At 68.7% G+C, this 18,652-nt stretch carries 16 protein-coding genes; 7 read left to right on the top strand and 9 right to left on the bottom strand.

The window, feature by feature from the left end; genetic code table 11:
* Positions 1-57: 57 nt before the first annotated feature.
* Complete coding sequence (locus tag FND50_RS07055; protein ID WP_144285261.1) at positions 58-1,365, bottom strand: cutinase family protein; 1,308 nt, start codon at positions 1,363-1,365, stop codon at positions 58-60.
* 323 nt (positions 1,366-1,688) lie between these two features.
* On the opposite strand from FND50_RS07055, the gene FND50_RS07050 reads away from it, so the two are divergent.
* Both FND50_RS07050 and FND50_RS07045 read left to right on the top strand, forming a co-directional pair.
* On the top strand, positions 1,689-2,330 hold the full coding sequence (locus tag FND50_RS07050) for an FABP family protein (protein ID WP_005254810.1): 642 nt from the start codon (positions 1,689-1,691) through the stop codon (positions 2,328-2,330).
* An 86-nt stretch (positions 2,331-2,416) separates the two neighbouring features.
* The gene (locus tag FND50_RS07045) at positions 2,417-3,526 is read left to right on the top strand and encodes a type IV toxin-antitoxin system AbiEi family antitoxin domain-containing protein (RefSeq protein ID WP_144285260.1); all 1,110 of its coding nucleotides are present in this window, start codon (positions 2,417-2,419) and stop codon (positions 3,524-3,526) included.
* A 242-nt stretch (positions 3,527-3,768) separates the two neighbouring features.
* Here the strand turns inward: FND50_RS07045 and cydC are convergent, their stop codons facing one another.
* The 5 genes from cydC to FND50_RS07020 all read right to left on the bottom strand — a co-directional run bounded on the left by cydC (position 3,769) and on the right by FND50_RS07020 (position 10,695).
* Complete coding sequence (gene cydC, locus FND50_RS07040; RefSeq protein WP_144285259.1) at positions 3,769-5,448, bottom strand: thiol reductant ABC exporter subunit CydC; 1,680 nt, start codon at positions 5,446-5,448, stop codon at positions 3,769-3,771.
* A complete protein-coding gene (gene cydD, locus FND50_RS07035; RefSeq protein WP_144285258.1) occupies positions 5,438-7,147 on the bottom strand; it encodes a thiol reductant ABC exporter subunit CydD in 1,710 nt (569 codons plus the stop codon). Before cydD ends, cydC begins: the two co-directional genes overlap by 11 nt.
* Positions 7,144-8,181, bottom strand: coding sequence for a cytochrome d ubiquinol oxidase subunit II (gene cydB, locus FND50_RS07030; RefSeq protein WP_144285257.1), 1,038 nt, complete (start codon positions 8,179-8,181; stop codon positions 7,144-7,146). The genes cydD and cydB overlap by 4 nt, the downstream gene beginning before the upstream one ends.
* Before the next feature lie 11 nt (positions 8,182-8,192).
* Complete coding sequence (locus FND50_RS07025) at positions 8,193-9,689, bottom strand: cytochrome ubiquinol oxidase subunit I (protein ID WP_144285256.1); 1,497 nt, start codon at positions 9,687-9,689, stop codon at positions 8,193-8,195.
* A 133-nt stretch (positions 9,690-9,822) separates the two neighbouring features.
* The gene (locus tag FND50_RS07020; protein WP_144285255.1) at positions 9,823-10,695 is read right to left on the bottom strand and encodes an aminodeoxychorismate lyase; all 873 of its coding nucleotides are present in this window, start codon (positions 10,693-10,695) and stop codon (positions 9,823-9,825) included.
* Positions 10,696-10,757: 62 nt separating this feature from the next.
* On the opposite strand from FND50_RS07020, the gene FND50_RS07015 reads away from it, so the two are divergent.
* From FND50_RS07015 to FND50_RS07000, 4 genes are all read left to right on the top strand, one after another.
* Positions 10,758-11,879 (top strand): folate-binding protein YgfZ, encoded by a 1,122-nt coding sequence (locus FND50_RS07015; protein ID WP_144285254.1) that lies wholly within the window; start codon positions 10,758-10,760, stop codon positions 11,877-11,879.
* Positions 11,876-12,544, top strand: coding sequence for an MOSC domain-containing protein (locus FND50_RS07010; protein ID WP_144285253.1), 669 nt, complete (start codon positions 11,876-11,878; stop codon positions 12,542-12,544). Before FND50_RS07015 ends, FND50_RS07010 begins: the two co-directional genes overlap by 4 nt.
* Positions 12,541-13,494, top strand: a complete 954-nt coding sequence (locus FND50_RS07005) for an asparaginase (protein ID WP_005561133.1) — start codon at positions 12,541-12,543, stop codon at positions 13,492-13,494. Before FND50_RS07010 ends, FND50_RS07005 begins: the two co-directional genes overlap by 4 nt.
* A gap of 181 nt (positions 13,495-13,675) precedes the next feature.
* On the top strand, positions 13,676-13,876 hold the full coding sequence (locus tag FND50_RS07000; protein WP_005244376.1) for a DUF3073 domain-containing protein: 201 nt from the start codon (positions 13,676-13,678) through the stop codon (positions 13,874-13,876).
* A 111-nt stretch (positions 13,877-13,987) separates the two neighbouring features.
* Here FND50_RS07000 and purM read toward each other — a convergent pair whose 3' ends face one another.
* Both purM and purF read right to left on the bottom strand, forming a co-directional pair.
* Complete coding sequence (gene purM / locus FND50_RS06995) at positions 13,988-15,067, bottom strand: phosphoribosylformylglycinamidine cyclo-ligase (protein ID WP_005244377.1); 1,080 nt, start codon at positions 15,065-15,067, stop codon at positions 13,988-13,990.
* 120 nt (positions 15,068-15,187) lie between these two features.
* Positions 15,188-16,771 (bottom strand): amidophosphoribosyltransferase, encoded by a 1,584-nt coding sequence (purF, locus tag FND50_RS06990; protein ID WP_144285252.1) that lies wholly within the window; start codon positions 16,769-16,771, stop codon positions 15,188-15,190.
* A 173-nt stretch (positions 16,772-16,944) separates the two neighbouring features.
* Here purF and FND50_RS06985 point away from each other — a divergent pair, with 173 nt between their 5' ends.
* Entirely contained in the window at positions 16,945-18,264 is a 1,320-nt protein-coding gene (locus tag FND50_RS06985) for a class I SAM-dependent methyltransferase (RefSeq protein ID WP_144285251.1), read from the top strand.
* On the opposite strand, the gene FND50_RS06980 is transcribed toward FND50_RS06985, so the two are convergent.
* Positions 18,265-18,651, bottom strand: a complete 387-nt coding sequence (locus tag FND50_RS06980; protein ID WP_144285250.1) for a sterol carrier family protein — start codon at positions 18,649-18,651, stop codon at positions 18,265-18,267.
* Position 18,652 lies beyond the last annotated feature (1 nt).

Here is an 18,652-nt window from a genome sequence, read left to right as displayed (position 1 = left end):
ACGACACCAGAAGGGCCCCGCTCCGATCCGGAGCGGGGCCCTTTCGTCGTGCCGGATCTACTTGCCCGGCGCGGCTGGAATGGTCTCGCCGTCCTTCTCCGACTGCGCGAGCGCGGTGATCCAGTCGACGACCTTCTCACTCTCCCAGTACCAGGGGTCGTTCGGATTGTTGTTCCAGTAGAACAGGTGCTGGATGAAGCCCAGGAAGATGTACGGCTTGATCACCAGTTCGAACACGTCCCTGTTGTCCTCGACGAACCCCGGGCCCTCGTCCGCGAGCTTCGCCTTCACGACCTCCGAACCGGGACCCATCGCCCAGTTGAGCGCCTCGACGATCTGCTCCTGAGACACCTGCATGTTCCGGTCCGGGCCGTCGGGGTCGTAGGTCCGGTCGGCGACCTTGCGGAGAACGTCCAGGAAGGACTCGTCGGAGGCAAACCAGTCTTCGTGGGTGACGATGTGCACGATCGACCGCGCCGCCATGTTCGTCACCGCATTCGCGAAGTCGGAGACCGTCTGGCCCGGGTTCAGCAGGGTGAAGTGCATCTGTCCCAGCACCCCGAGCGCCAGTTCGAGGACGGCGATCTCCTGCGGCGCGTCGCACGCGATGTCGTAAGGGCGGCAGGCGTAGGTGATCTTGCCGTCGAGAGCGCCGTAATCGGCCGGCTCCGACGACATGAATCCGCCTCCGGGCGGGCCGGGTTCGCCCATCGAGGGGGTGCCCGCGGGACGGTACGGGTCGCCGATCAACGCGACGCCGGCGATGTCGTCGGCGGTAACCAGAGCATTGCTGTCGCGGTGGCCGAGTTCGCGCGACACCCTTTCGACCACCTCGGCGCCGACGCTGTATCCGAGCAGCACGTACTTGGTGGCGTCGCCGCACTTCGCCTTGTTCTCGTCGAGGATCCTGTTCGTCGACGCGACACCCGCCGCCATCGAATCCTGGTATGTCGGAACGGGTTGCAGCAGACCCAGGCCATACGTGGACGGGTAGGGCACGTACATCCACCCCACCGTCCCCGGATCGTCCTTGTTGGCCTCGCCGGTCGGCACCGTCACGTTGCCCACCCAGTTCGACCAGAGCTGACGGTTCTCGTCTGCCAGAGGGTTGCGGTCCTCCGTCGAGTCGGTGGCGCCGGACACGGCGACGATCATCGCGTCGGGGCAGTCGGCGGCGTAGTTGTTCGGATCGACACGGTCCGTGTCGGCACTCCCCGAATCGGCACTTCCCGAGCCCGCGCTCCCGGTGTCGGGCGCGGCGACGGCAAAGCCGGGAGCACCGAACGCGGTGGCGGTCAGCAGCAGCACCGTCGCCGCGAGCGCGGCCCGCACCGGACCGGTGACGGCAGTACTCGATCGAAGCATGGGACCTCCGGGAGGGACGGGAGACGAGACGACCGCATGAGAATGTTCGGAACCGACCGGGTGGTCGCCTTCGAGAAACCGTAGCCGCAGTGACGGTAAGCCGCCTCCCGTTTCGACCGTTCGACGGGTTCGGTTTAGGATGTCCCCGTGGTTATCTTCTTCGAGGTACTTCTTGTCCTTGCCGCCGTGTTGATCACGTGGTTCTCGCTCTACACGATCTACCGCCTGGTCACCGACGAGTCGTGAGTCAGAACCCGGACGCAGGCGCAGATCCGCCTTCCGAGCACCCGACTACGAGCGCGCCCGCTGGGGACACCCCCACCGTGCGTCGTGGTAGCGGTGACGCAGCTGTCGCGGACGCCATCGAGCGTTCCAAGACGACGGCGTCGCGGAACATCCCGCAGCTTCCGGACCTTCCGCTGCCCGAGGACACCGCAAATCTGCGGCTCGGCCCGGATCTGAACAACGAACTCCTCGCAGTACTGCCCCTCGTGGGTGTGTGGCGCGGTGAAGGGGAAGGCCACGACCCCGACACAGGCGACTATCCCTTCGGGCAGCAGATCATCGTCTCCCACAACGGTGGCAACTACCTCAAGTGGGAATCCCAGACCTGGGTTCTCGACGCCGACGGCGAATACGTGCGCCCCGACCTCCACGAGACCGGCTTCTGGCGGATCAGCGGAGACGGCATTCCCGGCAGCACCGACGAGGAAGTCGTCGAACTCCTCCTCGCCCACAGCTCCGGCATCGTCGAACTGTTCTACGGCCAGGCCCTCACCCAGTCATCGTGGGAACTCGCGACCGACGTCGTGATCCGCAGCACCTCCGGTGTTCTCGTCGGTGGCGCCAAGCGCCTCTACGGCATCGTCGAGGGCGGCGACCTCGCCTACGTCGAGGAACGCATCATCGCCGACGGTGAGCTGCGTCCCCACCTCTCCGCGCGGTTGTCCCGCTACGTTGGCTAGCGCCCGTGAGTACTTACTAACCACGGGCGGTTAACAAGTACTCACGGCTCGGGTTATCCACAACCTGAGGTTCATCCACAGGGCAGTTGAGATCGGCCTGTTTCGGCCGAATCCTGTCAGTCGGCTTCCGCACCGTCGCGTCCATGACGACTGCGACGATCGACTTCCGGCCCGAATTCCAACGTGTCCTCGACTATCAGCACGGCCTCGTCACGGCCCGGCAACTTCGCGGACTGGGTATCTCGGCCCGGCAGATTCAGCACATGGTGGAGTCCGGCCAGTGGTCGGCGGTTCTGCACGGCGTCTACGCCGTCACGAACGGTCCGCTCGACCGGCCGATGAGGCTGTGGGCGGCGCTGCTGTTCGGCGGTCCCCGAGCGATCCTCAGTCATCGGACTGCGGCCGAGGAGTGGGGGCTGATGCCCGTCGACCCTGACGGGCCGATTCACGTCACCGTGCCCTACGGATTGTCTGCGGAGCCGCAGGAACCGACGTATCGGAAGGTCGGCCGGCGATCCGACCGTCCCGTTCCCCGCGAGGGCGATCTCCTCCACCCCGGGGTCGTGGTGCACCGGTCCCGGGCGCACGCCCACATCCTCGTCCCGACGCTTCCGCCTCGAACGTCCCGGGCCGACACCGTTGTCGATCTCGCCGTCGCGGAGCCGTCGGCGGTGGCGGCCGCACGGGTCCTGGTGTCAGCGGTCACCGGCAGCGACATTCCGGTCCACGAGTTGCTCCGACGGATCGAGCAGCGTCCACCGCGCAGATACCGCAAGGCTCTCACCGATGCGCTGACGTTCGTCTCCGGCGGGGTCCAGTCGATTCTGGAGCACCGGTACGCGGTCGACGTCGAACTCGCGCACGGACTACCGGCCGCCCGACGACAGTCGCCTGTCTTCGTCGACGGAAGAACCCTCTACGAGGACGTGGACTACTCGGACAGCGGCGTTCCGCTCTTCGTGCGGCTGGACGGACTGCGGTACCACTCGTCGCGGTCGGTGGCGCTGCGCGACCGTCGTCGCGGCAACGCGGCGGAACTCGCTGGCAAGGCGACGCTGGTCTACGGCTGGGACGAGGTGACGCGGCGCTCGTGCGAGGTCGCGGCCGAGGTGCGGACGGTGCTCGAGCGGGGCGGTTGGAGTGGGCCGAACCCGTGCCCGCGCTGCCGTGAGTACTTGTTAACGTCGGGCGGTTGATAAGTACTCACGGGCGCGGAGCGCACAACGGCCCCCGAGCCTTCCGGTGCGTGTGCACCGGGTCCGATCTGGACCAGACCGGGGGCTCGGGGGCCGGGTAGCTGCCTGGGATTCGCTCGCCGCTCGCGCGGTCAGTGAATTCCGTCAGCGGTAGCGGCTAGCTGGCAGCCACCTCACGTGTCCGTCTGTCATTCAATTTCAGACCACCTCCTTCCTCGTGTACTGAAGAAAGTACGCCGCACTCACGGAGTCGGCAACGCATTTTCGCTCTCAGCTTTCTCCACCCGTATCACCAGGTCAGCGCTGGTATCCTCCGGAAGCTGGTGAGTGACCACCACGACGGTGCGCTGCGCAGACACCAGTCCGCCGTCGCGCGCGAGCAGTCGCCGGAGCAGGTCGGCGCCCGCGTCGGCGTCGAGGTGTTCGGTCGGTTCGTCCAGCAACAGCACCCGCGCGGGCGAGAGCAGCGCCCGGGCGAGGAGCAGCCGGCGACGCTGCCCACCGGACACCGCCCTGGCACCGCCGGCGAGGGTCGTGTGCACGCCCTCCGGCAGCCCCGACACCCATCCGCCGAGCCCGACGGACTCCAGGACGGTCAGCGCCTCCGCGTCCTGGAGGTCGCCGCGCGCCACCCGCAGATTCTCGAGGACGGACGTGTCGAAGAGGTGTGCGTCCTCCGCGAAGAATCCGACGTTCCGGCGGAGAGCCTCGGACCTGATGCTGTGCAGGTCGAGTCCGTCGACCCGCACCGACCCCGATACCGGCGGGAGCAACCCGGCCAGGGTCATCAGGGTGGTCGTCTTCCCGGACCCGCTGCCGCCGACGATCGCGACCCGGAAGCCGGGCCGCAGGTCGAGGTCGAGCGGGGCGGTGACCTGCCCTCCGGGCCAGCCACACCGCAGGTCCTTCGCGACGACCTCGGCGGGCCCGTCCAGTTCCCGGTCGCCGGGGTGCGGATCCGCGACGGCGGCGTCGAGCACGGTGAGTATGCGGCGCGACGCGATCCGGGCCCGGGTCAGCGCGACGGCCGCGGCGGGCAGCGCGACCGTGGCCTCGAACGCGGACAGCGGCAGGAGCACGAGGATGCCGAGCGCCATCGGGCTCATGGTCCCCGACGAGTACAGGCCCATCCCGATGAGCAGTGACGCGATCACACTCACGCCCACCGCGAGTGGTGTGGCGGCGTCCGCGAACGCGCTGGGTGCGGCGGCGCGGTCGGTGGCCGCGACCGCGGCGTGTTCGGAGCGGACCGCCCGCGACACGGTCCGGTCGAGGCGACCCGCGACGCGGAGTTCCGCGGCGTGATCGAGTGCCGTGACGGCGTCCTCGCTGAACCGGGCACGCGCGTCGGCGCCGGACGTCTCGGCCAGGCGGGCGGCCCGCGCGGACAACCAGGGCGCCGCGACCCCCGACACCGCGAGCGCCACCGCGAGCACGAGTGCCGAGGCGGGCGAGATCACCGCGAGGATGCCGACGGCGGCCACGGCCAGGACGACGGACACGGCGATGGGGACGAGCGCGCGGACGACGACGTCACCGAGGGTGTCGACGTCGGCACCGGTGCGGGTGAGCAGTTCGCCGCGGCGCAGGCCTGCAGCGGCCGCGGGGTCGCCGTCGGCCAGCCGCTGGTACAGCTGGGTGCGGGCGGACGTGGTCCCGCGCAGCGCGGTGTCGTGGGTGGCCAGCCGCTCGAGGTAGCGGAAGACGCCGCGGGAGATGCCCAGCGCCCGCACCGCCACGACGGCGACGCTGAGGTCCAGGACGGGCGGCATCTGCCACGCCCTCGTGATCAACCACGCCGACAGCGCCGCGAGTGCGAGCGCACTGCCCAGCGTGGCGACGCCGGCGGTGACGGCCCGCACTACCCGTCCCGGTTGCAGGTCGAGGAGCGGCAATGCCCGGATCAGCGGGTCACGCGACATCGGCGCTCACCTCGATCACCCGGTCGGCGGCCGCGAGCACGGTCGGCCGGTGCCCCACCACCACGACGGTGCGGCCGGCGGCGGCCAGGCTCCGCAGCGAATCGAGCACGGTCCGCTCCGACGCGTCGTCGAGGTGCGCGGTGGGTTCGTCGAGTACCAGGACGGGACGCCGGGTGGCCAGCACGCGAGTGAGTGCGAGCCGCTGCCGCTGGCCGAGCGACAGTCCCGTTCCGCCGGATCCGACGCGCGTGGTCCAGCCGTCCGGGAGTTCGGCGAGAACCTCGTCGAAACCCGTCGCCGCACAGGCCTGTTCGAGGTCGACGACCTCGCCGATGAGCCGAAGGTTCTCGTTCAGGGTGCCGGGAACGAGGACGGGGTGCTGCGGAAGCCACGCCACCTGCGCCCACCATGCAGACCGGTCGAGCGCACTCACGGCGGTGCCCGCCACCCGCACCTCGCCGTGCTCGGGTTCGACGAGGCCGAGAAGCGCCTGCACCGCAGTCGACTTCCCGGAACCGTTGGGTCCGGTCAGCACGGTCACCGCACCGGGTTCGAGGGTCCCAGTCAGTCCGTGCGGTGCCAGGCCGCGCCGGGACCGGACGTCGAGTCCGTCGAATTCGATCCGCGCCCCGGCCGCGTCGACACCGACCGCACCGTCAGCGGCGTCGTCGTCGGGACGATCGGTATCGATGACGGCGAAGGCGCGGCTCGCCGCGGCCATTCCGTCCTCGGCGGCGTGGAACTGGGTTCCGACCATCCGCAGCGGAAGGTACACCTCGGGCGCGAGGATCAGCGCCACGATTCCCGCCTCGAGTTCCATCCCCCCGTACACCAGCCGCAGTCCGATGCTCACGGCGACGAGTGCGACGCAGAGCGTGGCCAGCAGTTCCAGCACCATCGACGACAGGAACGCCACCCGCAACGCCGACATCGTGGTGCGGCGGTGGGCGTCGCCGAGTTCACGCACCCGCGTCGCCGGTCCCTGTTCGCGACCCAGCGCGCGGAGTGTGGGCAAGCCGGCCAGGAGGTCGAGCAGCTGGGACGACAGCGTGGTCATCGCGGTCAGCGTCTTGGCGGCCTTGCCCCTGGTGAGCAGGCCGATGAGGATCATGAAGACCGGGATGAGCGGCAGCGTGACGAAGATGATCGCCGCCGACGTCAGATCCTGAAACGTGATGACCGCCAGCGTCGCCGGTGTGAGCGTCGCCGCGAGGACCAGCGCCGGTAGATACCCGGTGAGATACGGCACGAGACCGTCGACTCCGCGGGTGAGCACGGTCGCGATCTCGTCCCGCCGCGGATCGAGCTCGCGCGGTCGCAGGCGGGTGGCGACACCGAGGACCTCCCCCTTCAGCTCCGCCACCACCCGGGTGGCGGACCGGTGCGCGAACCGGGACTGCAGCCAGGTGCCGAGCACTCGCACCCCCACCGCACCGGCGAGCACCACCAGTTCGGTGGACCACCGCCCGAGGTCGGTGGCGTCGTCGACGATGATTCCACCGAGCACGCGGCCGATCATGAGCGCCGACACGATGACCATCGCGACGTTGACGATCGACAGCCCGACCGTGAGGACGAGATACCCGCGCGCCGCCGCGGAGTAGCGCCACAGGCGGGGATCGACGGGGCGCCGGGAACCTCGCGCCCCGCCCGGGCGTTCGTCGGCCGGGCGGGGTGCGTCGCCTACCGCTGTGCTCATCTGCGCTCGAGCGGGAGACCGATCGACGGCGGGATGTGCTTGGTCGAGATCCGTTGGCGGAACACCCAGTACGTCCAGCCCTGGTAGATCAGCACCACCGGGGTGAGGAACGCGGCGGCCCACGTCATCACCTTCAGCGTGTACGGACTCGACGACGCGTTGTCGATGGTCAGGTTGTACGCGGCGTCCAGCGTGGACGGCATGACGTTGGGGAACAGCGAGCCGAACAGCAGGGCCACGGTGGCGACGACCGCGATCGACGTGAGCAGGAACGCCCAGCCCTCACGCTCGGCGCGGGTGAACGCGACCACACCGAGGAGTGCGGCGGCGGCGATCACGACGAGGATCCACGTCCAGCCCTTGCCGTGCGCCAGCTGCGTCCACAACACGAATGCCCCTGCCACCGGGACGGCCGGGATCGCCAGCCTGGACGCCAGTTCGACGGCATCCGTGCGTACTTCGTCGGCCGTCTTCAGGGCGAGGAACACCGCGCCGTGCAGGGCGAACACGAGTGCGGTCGTCAGACCACCCAGCAACGCATAGGGATTGAGCAGATCGAAGAGGCTCGAGGTGACCTGCTTGTCGGCGTCGATGTCGACGCCCCGCACGATGTTCGCGAACGCGACACCCCACAGCACGGCGGGCACCCAGGACCCGAAGACGATGCCCCAGTCGCACCGCCTGCGCCAGGTGTCGTCGTCGATCTTGCCCCGGTACTCGATGGCGCAGATCCGGACGATGAGCGCGACGAGAATGATCAGCAGCGGCAGGTAGAAGCCGGAGAACAAGGTGGCGTACCACTCCGGGAACGCGGCGAACAACGCGCCGCCACCGGTGATGAGCCATACCTCGTTGCCGTCCCACACGGGCCCGATGGTGTTGAGCACCACCCGCCGCCGCGTGTCCCCGTTCGGGTCCTTGCGCCTGCCCAGCACCGGCATCAGCATGCCGACACCGAAATCGAATCCCTCGAGGACGAAGTACCCGATGAAGAGCACCGCGATCAGGATGAACCACACTTCTTGAAGTCCCATGACCGTCTCCCCTAGTACGCGAACGAGAGTTGCTCGGGCTTGCCCGGTTCTTCGGGCTCGTCGTGGTCGTCACCCGGTGGATGCGCGTCGTGTTCGAGTGGTCCCTCGACCGTGTAGCGGCGGATCAGCGTGAACCACACGACGGCCAGCGCCCCGTAGACCACCGTGAACGTGATGAGCGAGACCCAGACGGTCCACGGGGAGTGATTCGAGACGCCCTGGTCGACAGTCAGTCTGATCATGTCGACACCGGTCGGGTTGGGTGCCACGACCCACGGTTGGCGGCCCATCTCGGTGAAGACCCAGCCCGCGCTGTTCCCGAGGAACGGTGTCGGGATGACGGCGATCGACAACCAGCCGAACCACTTCTTGTCCGGGACACGGCCGCCGCGGGTCATCCACAGACCGACCACGGCGAGCAGCGCCGACCCGGCGGCCCAGCCGATCATCGCGCGGAACGTCCAGTAGGTGACGAACAGGTTGGGCTTGTAGTTTCCGGGCCCGTACATCTCCTCGTAGCGGGCCTGGATCTCGGTGACGCCCTCGATGGTGGAGTCGAACGTGCCGTCCGCCAGGAACGAGGTGAGCCCGGGGATCTTGATGAGCTGGGTGATGCTCTCGCAGTTGTTCTGGGTGCCGACGGTGAGGATCGAGAAGTCGGCACCGGTTTCGGTGTGGCACAGCGATTCGGCCGATGCCATCTTCATGGGTTGCTGTTCGAACATCAGCTTGCCCTGGATGTCGCCGGTGATCGCGAGTCCGATGCCCGAGGCGACCATCACCCACAGGGCGAGGATGGTGACCGGACGGAACATCGTCCCGGCGGTCTCCTCGTGCTTCTTCGCCACTTCGGGTTCGGTGGCTTCCTTCGACTTGCGCATGCTGCGCACCATCCACCAGCCGCCGACGCCGGCCACGAACGTGCCTGCCGTGAGGAACGCTCCGGCCACGACGTGTGGGAAGGCCGCCAGTGCTGTGTTGTTGGTGAGCAGTTCCCAGATGCTCGTGAGTTCCGCGCGCCCGGTCTCGGGGTTGTACACGGCCCCGACCGGGTGCTGCATGAACGAGTTGGCCGTGATGATGAAGTACGCGGACGCGTTCACACCGATCGCGACGAGCCAGATGGTGGCGAGGTGGACGAGCTTGGGCAGCCGTCCCCAGCCGAAGATCCAGAGACCCAGGAACGTCGACTCGAGGAAGAAGGCGACCAGTCCCTCGAGGGCGAGGGGTGCGCCGAACACGTCACCGACGAAGCGTGAGTACTCGCTCCAGTTCATCCCGAACTGGAATTCCTGCACGATGCCGGTGGCGACGCCGAGCGCGAAGTTGATCAGGAAGAGCTTCCCGAAGAACTTGGTGAGCCGGTACCAGTGGTCCTTTCCGGTGACCACCCACATCGTCTGCATGACGGCGATCAGCGGGGCGAGCCCGATCGTCAGCGGAACGAGGATGAAGTGATAGACGGTGGTTATGCCGAACTGCCACCGGGAGACATCCAAGGCATCCATGGCTACTCCGAAACTGGGCCCGTAGGACAGGCTTCAGGGCCGGAGCGTGGGCTTCCGCCCGACCCTTGAAAACAACGTACTGCGAGGTCGTTTCCCCCGCAGGACTTTGTTACTACGAAATGTAGTAGACCTGTCAAGCCTCCGCGGACTCGGCACCCGCCGTCTCGACCGCGAGGTCGACCAGCTCCACGATCTCGTCGGCGAGCGGTGCGTCGGGCAGGGCAAGGCCGTCGATCTTGCGCACGCGCGCAGCCATGGTGACGCTGGAGATGAGCCAAACACCTTCCGCCGTAATGAGATCCGCCGGACGCAGCGCCGCGTACTCGCAGCGGAACCCCTTGCCGGACGCCACCTCGTACAGCGCCTGCTGCGTCGTTCCGGGCAGGATTCCGTGCTCCGGCGGCGGCGTGAGGAGGTGCCTGTCGCGGGCGATGACCACCGTGGAACGTGGCCCTTCCAACACATTGCCCTCACTGCTGACGAAGATCACATCGTCGGCGCCGAGTGTCGCCGCATACCGCAGCGCCGCCATGTTCGTCGCATACGACAAGGTCTTCGCCCCGAGCAGCTGCCACGGCGCACTCGCCGACAGATCCACCGAATAGCCGCGGGCCAGTGTGAGTACCGACACCCCGTCGCGTCGTGCCTGCCGAATCCGCTCGGACACCGGCCCAACGGTGACGAAGGCGGTCGCGTCGCCACCGGACTCCCGGCCGCGGCTGAGCACGAGTCGCATCGCGCCCTCCCGCTCGGCCCCCCACTCCTCGACGGCCAGCTCGAGGGCCAGGCGCCACTCGTCCAGGTCCTGGATGGGCAATCCGAGGGCGCGCGCCGACGCGACGAGACGGGCGAGGTGGGGCTCGACCTTCAGGGCGCGACCGCCGCGCACCAACAGGGTCTCGAAGACACCGTCGCCGCGCACCACCGCCAGATCGTCCGCGTGCAGCAGCGGGGCGTCCGCGTCCCGCACCTCGTGGTCCAGTGTCACCAGCACTCGATCAGACATGACACCCAGCCTATCGACCCTGCTGACCGCCACCTGTGGTTCATGGTCCCTAGACTGGGTTCGTGGTCGACAAACTGCCCGTCTCACCCAGTCCACTCCTCACGGCCCCGGGCGCGGTTCCTGCGCCCGAAGGCTCTCCCGACGCCGGCGTCGCCTGGCATCACGGCGATCCACTCGGCGAACAACGCAATGCCGAACGTTCCGCGGTGGTCGTCGACCGTTCCCACCGGTTCGTCATCGCGATCAGCGGACCCGAACGACTCACCTGGCTGCACACCATCTCGAGCCAGCACGTCGCCGCACTCCCCGACGGCGCGAGCGCCGAGAACCTCAGCCTCGACGTCAACGGCCGCGTCGAGCACCACTTCGTCCAGACCGATCTGGACGGCGTCACCTGGATCGACACCGAAGCCGACCGCGGACCCGACCTCCTGTCGTTCCTCACCAAGATGGTGTTCTGGTCCAAGGCCGAGCCCCGCGAGGGCAACGAGCTCGCGGTCCTCAGCGTGATCGGCCCCGACGCCGTGACGGTCCTCGACGCAGCCGGTGTCGTGGCACCCACCGAGCCCTATGCCGCCACCGCGGTGCCCGGGGGCGGGTTCGTCCGCCGCATGCCGTGGCCGACCGCCAAGTCCTTCGACCTGCTGATCCCGCGGGAAGGACTCGCGACGTGGTGGGGCCGGCTCACCGCCGCCGGCGCCGCTCCCGCGGGAACGTGGGCGTTCGAGGCACTCCGGGTGGCCGCCGCACGGCCCCGGATCGGACTCGACACCGACGACCGCACCATCCCGCACGAGGTCCGCTGGATCGGCGGTCCCGCCGAGCACGGCGCCGTCCACCTGGAGAAGGGCTGCTACCGCGGCCAGGAGACGGTGGCCCGCGTCCACAATCTTGGCAAACCGCCCCGTCACCTCGTCCTGCTGCACCTCGACGGCAGCGCCGAGGGCAGGCCCGAACCGGGCGACCCGGTGACGGCGGGAGGCCGTGCGGTCGGACGGATCGGCACCGTGATCGACCATCATGAGCTCGGACCCATCGCGCTGGCCCTCGTCAAACGGTCCATCCCCACCGACACCGAATTGGTGGTCGGCTCGTGCGCCGCGTCGATCGACCCCGACTCCGTGCCCGCGGACGACACGGTCCAGGCGGGCCGCGCCGCCGTCGACCGGCTCCGGGGCCGATGAGCGAGGCGACCGCGACGGCAGGCGAGGTGCTGGCCGTCTGCGTGCTGCACACCGAGCGGGACAGCGGCACCCGGCGGGTCACCCGGACGGCGATCGACAAGCGGCCGGTCGACGGCCCCGTGCGCGTCACGACCGCCGGACTGGTCGGCGACCACGTCTGCGACACCGCGTACCACGGCGGCCCGTTCAAGGCCGTCTACGCCTACCAGGAGGACGAGGCGCAGCGCTGGGCGTCGGAGCTCGGCCGCGAACTGCCCCCGGGATGGTTCGGCGAGAACCTCCGTCTCGACGGGATCGCCGCGACCGACGCCGTGATCGGCGAGCGGTGGCGGATCGGCACCACCGAACTGGAGGTGACCAGCCCGCGGACGCCGTGCGGCACGTTCGGCGTCTGGGCCGCCGAGCCCCGGTGGGTCAAGCGGTTCTCCGAACGCGCCGACACGGGCGCGTACTTGCGGGTGGTGACGGAGGGGTCGGTCACCGCCGGCGACACCGTCCGGCGCATCCACGTGCCCGGCCACGGCGTCACCGTGCGCGATCTGTTCACCGGCCGCGACCCGGAACGGTTCGTGGCGCTGCTCGAACAGCAAGAGAACCTCTCTCCGACCGTCGCGGACAAGGCCCGCCGACGGATCGCCGGACTGGAAGTGCAGGTCACGTATTGAGCATCGAACTGGTCGAGGTCGTACGTTCCGGATTCCGCGAATGCGTCCACCGCGGTTCCGCGGTGATCCTCCGCGCGGACGGCGAGATCGCGCTCACCCTCGGTGAGGTGCACACGCCGATCTACCCGAGGTCGTCGAACAAGCCGTGGCAGGCCGTGACGATGCTGCGGAACGGCTTCGAACCGTCCAGTTCCGAAGAGCTCGCGATCGCGACCGCTTCCCACGAGGGCGAGTCGGACCACATCGAACTCGTCGAGCGGCTGCTCGCCCGGTACGGCCTCGACGAGGACCAGCTCCGCTGTCCCGCCGATCTGCCCTCCAACGAACTCGCCCGGGCCGAACTGCTGGCCGCCGGTGAGCTCCCCCGCCCGGTGTACATGAACTGCTCCGGCAAGCACGCCGCGATGCTCGCCACGTGCCTGGCCAACGACTGGCCGTTGGACAGTTACCTCGAGCCGACGCATCCGCTGCAACTCGCGGTCGTCGAGACGCTCGGGTCGATCAGCGGCGACGTCGACGCCGAGCTCGGCATCGACGGATGCGGGCTGCCGATCGTCCCGTTGTCGCTGACGCATCTGGCTCGGGCGTTCGCCCGGCTCGTCACCGCCGAGCCCGACTCCCCCGAGCTCGCCGTCGCCGACGCCGTCCGCGAGCACCCCTACCTCGTCTCGGGCACCGGCAAGGACGACGCGCGCCTGATGCCGGTCGTGCCCGGGCTGATGACGAAGGCCGGAGCCGACGGTGTCTACGCCGGCGCGCTTCCCGACGGCTCGGCGTTCGCACTGAAGATCGACGACGGCCACGAACGGGCCCGGTTACCCCTCGCCGCAGCACTTCTCCACAGGATGGGCGCCGAGTGGACCGAGGATCTGGCGGCCCTCGCATCGCAGCCCGTGCTCGGCGGTGGCGTCCGAGTGGGGACGGTCCGGGCAATTCCGGGAGTCTTCTGAAGGCGAAATACCGGCATCGGGGCAGCTCGCGAGCCCGGTGAGACTAAACCGACACCGCTTCGGGGTGTGGATGGAAGCGCGAGGGACTTTTCCACGCTAGAGTGTGGGGCAGGAACTTACACACTCAAACGGGGCCGCCAAATTCCCCAGGCCGCCCCGCGAAAGCGCGAGGGGGTCAGCCATGGGCCGCGGCCGGGCTAAGGCAAAGCAGACCAAGGTTGCACGCGAGCTGAAGTACAGCGTACCGACCACGGATTTTGACAGCCTGCAACGAGAGCTCTCAGGTGGGTCGTCCAACTCGCATCGGGACGAGGTCTTCGCTGACCAGCGTGCCGACAGGGAGGGTCACTCCCGGGAGGACGACGACGACTGGCGGCGCTGAGATCTGAAGACAACGAAATGAGGGGGAGCCGACACCGGCTCCCCCTCATTTCCACATCTTCAGCCGGTCGGGGCCACTAGCTCGCCCCGTTCCGACAGACGGCGACCGACCCTAGAACCTCGGGTGATCGCCGGCGAGAATTGCGCGCTCGGCCGACACGTCGTGCGACTTCTTGATACTGCCCAGCGTCCAGCAGTCGATGTGGCGCGCCGTCAGGACGGCCAGGGCACGATCGACGTCCTCGGGCGCCACGATCGCGACCATGCCGACGCCCATGTTGAACGTCTGCTCCATCTCGGCCCGCTCCACGCGTCCGCGCTGCGCGATCATCGCGAAGATCGGAGCCGGGCTCCAGGTGCCGCGGTCGAGTTCGGCGACCAGGCCCTTCGGCATGACCCGGGCGAGGTTGTTGGCCAGTCCACCGCCGGTGACGTGGCAGAACGTGCGCACGTCCGTCTCGGCGGCGAGGGCCAGGCAGTCCTTCGCGTAGATCTTCGTGGGCTCGAGCATCTCCTCGCCCAGGGTGCGGCCGAACTCGTCGACGTGCGCTGTCAGGCTCATGTGGTCGATCTCGAGCAGAACCTTGCGGGCCAGCGAGTAACCGTTGGAATGCAGTCCGGACGAACCCATGGCGATCACGACGTCGCCGGGACGGACCCGGTCGGGCCCCAGCACCTGGTCGGCTTCGACCACACCGACGCCGGTCGCGGACAAGTCGTAGTCGCCGTCCGCCATCACACCGGGATGCTCCGCCGTCTCGCCACCGAGCAGCGCGCACCCGGCCTGGATGCAACCTTCGGCGATACCGCTGACGAGTTCGGCGACACGCTCCGGGACGACACGCCCGACGGCGATGTAGTCCTGCAGGAACAGTGGCTCGGCACCGCAGACGACGAGGTCGTCGACGACCATCGCGACCAGGTCGAGGCCCACGGTGTCGTGCTTGTCGAGTGCCTGAGCGACGGCGAGCTTGGTGCCCACACCGTCCGTGGACGCCGCGAGCAGCGGTTCCTTGTAGTCACCCTTGAGCGAGAACAGACCCGCGAATCCACCGAGACCACCGAGAACCTCGGGACGGCTGGCGCGCTTGGCCAAGGGAGCGAAGAGTTCCACCGCCCGATCGCCTGCGGCGATGTCCACTCCTGCGGCGGCGTAGGACGCGCCAGGGCGACTTGTCGGATCCTCGGTCATGTGGTTGTTACTCCAGCCTTCTGTTGCTCGTCAAAATCGTGTCGGTCGGGCAATCGAGTGCTGTGATTGCGTCCTTACGGTACCGGAGTACGTTCTCCGGCCGGATCCCGATGTACCGGCCTACGGCCGACTGAGGGCGTTCGCGTTGTCGTTCTCCCGCGTCGCGGGACCGCCTGCCGCGCTCTCGAGCATTCCCTCGAGAACGTTCTTTCCGATCGACGTCTCCGTGGGGAGCGCGATGGGGTACGTGCCGTCGAAGCAGGCCGCGCACAGTCGCGTCGCAGGCTGCTCGGTGGCGGCGATCATGCCTTCGGTGGAGATGTAGCCGAGGGTGTCGGCGCCGATGGAACGGCGCACCCCTTCGAGCATCTCGTCGAAGCTGCCGGGCTCACCACCGCCGCCCGCGCCGTTGGCGATCAGCTCGGCCGGCGAGGCGAAGTCGATGCCGTAGAAGCAGGGCCACTTGACCGGCGGCGACGCGATGCGGACATGGATCTCCAGTGCGCCGGCCTCGCGGAGCATCCGGATGAGCGCGCGCTGGGTGTTGCCGCGGACGATCGAATCGTCCACCACCACGAGGCGCTTGCCGCGGATGACTTCCTTGAGCGGGTTGAGCTTGAGGCGGATACCGAGCTGGCGGATCGTCTGCGACGGCTGGATGAAGGTGCGGCCCACGTAGGCGTTCTTCATCAGACCCTGGCCGTACGGAATGCCCGACCCCTGCGCGTAACCGACCGCGGCCGGAGTGCCCGATTCGGGGACCGGGATGACGAGGTCGCCCTCGGCGGGGTGCTCGCTGGCGAGGCGGCGGCCGATCTCGACCCGGGTGGAGTGCACCGAACGTCCGGCGATGACACTGTCCGGACGAGCCAGGTACACGTACTCGAACACGCAGCCCTTGGGCTCGGGGTTCGCGAAGCGGGAGGAGCGGACGCCGTCGGCGTCGATGGCGAGCAGTTCGCCGGGCTCGATGTCGCGGACGAAGGACGCGCCGACGATGTCGAGTGCGGCCGTCTCGCTGGCGACGACCCAGCCGCGGTCCAGGCGTCCGAGGCACAGCGGGCGGATCCCGTGCGGGTCGCGGGCCGCGTAGAGCGTGTGCTCGTCCATGAAGGTGAGGCAGAACGCGCCGCGCAATGTCGGCAGGAGCTTCATGGCCGCCTGCTCGATGGTGCTGTCGGCGGCGGCGTGCGCGAGGAGGGCGCCGACGACGTCCGAGTCGGACGTGGCGCCGCCGGGGCGCTTGTCGTTGACCAGTCCGGCTTCACGGGCGCGCTGCGCCAGCTCCGCCGTGTTGACGAGGTTGCCGTTGTGCCCGAGGGCGATGCCGCTGCCCGCGGCGGTGGTCCGGAAGATCGGCTGCGCGTTCTCCCACGTGGTCGATCCCGTGGTGGAGTAGCGACAGTGGCCGACGGCGACGTGGCCCGGCATCGCTGCCAGGGTCTGCTCGTCGAACACCTGGCTGACCAACCCGAGATCCTTGAAGACCAGCACCTGCGAACCGTCGGCGACGGCGATGCCCGCCGCTTCCTGCCCACGGTGTTGCAGAGCATAAAGTCCGTAGTAGGTGAGTTTCGCCACATCCTCTCCCGGCGCCCAGACGCCGAAGACTCCGCATTCCTCGCGGGGCTCGTTCTCGTCCTCGTCGGACGGGTTCGAAGAGAGAAGATTAGGACTGTGGACCGACAGATCGGCTCTGGTCACCGGGGTGCTCCCTGGGGATGGGCGTGTGAGGGGCAAGGTCAGTCTACGTGCCCTGCGCCGTCGCTTCCCCCACGGTGCCGATCGAACCGGCCCGACTCCCGGACTGACAGCCGGAAATAGGTTGGTTTCGGTATCGATCAGCATCCTCGAACCACAGAGCGGGGGCTTTTCCGATGGACGTCCGCAGCACGGCCCCGACCGCCGCAGAACGCCTGCTGAGCGCGTTCGAAGGTGCGATGGGCCTCCCCATTCCCGTGCACGTTCGCTGCTGGGACGGCTCGGAGGCCGGCCCCGACTCGGACGTCACCATCGTCTTCCGCAACCGCCGGGCCATCCGGCGGGTGCTGTGGTCGCCGAACGAACTCGGTCTCGTCCGCGCCTACGTGTCCGGTGACCTCGAGATCGAGGGCGACGTCTTCCGGCTGCTGACGCTTCCGGATCTCGTCGACCGGCTGGGGTCACTCGGCGTCCGCGGATCCGACCGCGGCACCATCCTGAAGTCGCTGTCGACGTTCGTCCGGCTCGGGGGCCTCGGTCTCCGTCCGGCACCGCCCACGGTGGAGGTGGCCCGACGCCGCGGTCCCAAGCACAGCAAGGCACGCGACGCGTCCTCGGTCTCACATCATTACGACGTCGTCAACGATTTCTACCGCCTGTTCCTCGGGCCGACGATGGTCTACTCCTGCGGGTACTGGGACCAGCGATCCGGCGACCCCGGGGCGATCGGGACGCTCGAAGAAGCGCAGAACGACAAGCTGGACCTGGTCTGCCGCAAACTCGGACTCCAGTCGGGCATGCGACTGCTGGACGTGGGCTGCGGCTGGGGTTCGATGGCGATCCACGCCGCCGAGAAGTACGACGTGTCCGTCGTCGGCGTCACCCTCAGCCACGAACAGGCCGAGCTGGCGCGGGCGAGGGTCTCCGAGGCCGGGCTGTCGGAGCTGATCGAGATCCGGGTGCAGGACTACCGCGACGTCGTCGACGGTCCGTTCGACGCGATCTCCAGCATCGGCACGTCCGAACACGTCGGCGACTCCGCGCTGCCCGGGTACGCGCAGCATCTGCTCGACCTACTGCGTCCCGAAGGGCGGCTGCTCAACCACGCCATCGCCTCGGTCCGGTCGCTGACCGGCACCGGCAACTCGTCGGGGTTGATCGAGAACTACATCTTCCCGGACGGCGAGGTGCTGCCGCTGAGCAGAACGATCGACGCGTTCGAGCGCGCCGGACTCGAGTTGCGCGACCTCGAGGCCCTCCGGGAGCACTACGCACTCACGCTGCGGGCGTGGGTGGGCAGACTGCGCGACTCCTGGGACGACGCGATCCGGCTCGCCGGCGCGGAGCGGACCCGCACCTGGTTGCTGTACCTCGCGGCCAGCGCCCTGGGGTTCGAGGAGAAGGGCCGGCTGACGATCCATCAGGTTCTGGCCGTGCGCCCGTCCGACGACGGGTCGAGCGGCCTGCCGCGCACCCGCTCGTTGTGGCTGGGCTAGCTATACACGCAGCAGCGGCAGCCAATGGGCGATCTCGCCGGCGCGACTTCCCGACACCGACACTCCGCCGTCGGCGGTCGCGCTGTCGAACTCCAGTAGTCCCGTCACCAGCAGCAGCCACGTCCGGGGGTCGGTCTCCACGACGTTGGGCGGGGTGCCGCGGGTATGCCGCGGACCCTCGATGCACTGGACCGCGACGAACGGCGGAACCCGCACCTCCACGCTCGAACCGGGCGCGACCTGCTCGAGCGTCCGCGCGCTGAGCCGGACCGCCGCGGCCAGCTGGGTGCGGGACGGTTTCTCCTCCGAATCGCCGCGCAGCCACGGACCGACCTCGAGTACGGCGGCCCTCAGTTCGGCGGGATTTACGGCTCGGCGCGACGGCATA

The organism is Rhodococcus sp. WB9 (assembly GCF_007558985.1).
In the GTDB taxonomy this organism is placed as follows: Bacteria; Actinomycetota; Actinomycetes; order Mycobacteriales; family Mycobacteriaceae; genus Rhodococcus_F; species Rhodococcus_F opacus.
Note: the sequence above shows the minus strand (reverse complement) of the source record. Positions and strands in the feature narration are given on the sequence as shown.